The organism is Treponema sp. R80B11-R83G3, assembly GCF_054786115.1.
Genome location: NZ_BDHF01000559.1, coordinates 1 through 390, shown reverse-complemented (window position 1 = coordinate 390; position 390 = coordinate 1). Strand labels below are relative to the sequence as shown.

Genomic DNA, 390 nt, shown 5'->3' with positions numbered 1-390 from the left:
GATCACAAAGGTACAAAAAAATCACTTTGATTTATTAGAGCAACGTTTGATATTTTCATCAAATGCTTCTCTTACTGTTTCAATTACGGTTTCAGTAATTGTTTTTTTTATTTCGAGCATTATATCTTGACGTAACTTTTCCAACTCTTTTGATGGAGAAAGAGATTCCACAAACAATTCGTACATCTCTATATTGAAAACCTTGGCAATACGCTCTATAAGGTCGGTAGCGGGAAAATTACGGCCCATTTCAAGCATACCTATATAATGCGGCGTAACCTTGACCTTTTCAGCCAGTTGAGCTTGGGTAAAACCGCACTTTTTACGGTATTCCTTCAAATTTTTAATAAAAATCATGCCTAATCGTTTCATTTTTCAACTATCAAGTAA

The 390-nt window shown here is 34.1% G+C and carries 1 protein-coding gene; it reads right to left on the bottom strand.

Annotation, left to right across the window (positions count from 1 at the left end):
- Positions 1-21 precede the first annotated feature (21 nt).
- The gene (locus tag ACYVRH_RS14960; protein ID WP_461257646.1) at positions 22-372 is read right to left on the bottom strand and encodes a helix-turn-helix domain-containing protein; all 351 of its coding nucleotides are present in this window, start codon (positions 370-372) and stop codon (positions 22-24) included.
- Positions 373-390: the final 18 nt, after the last annotated feature.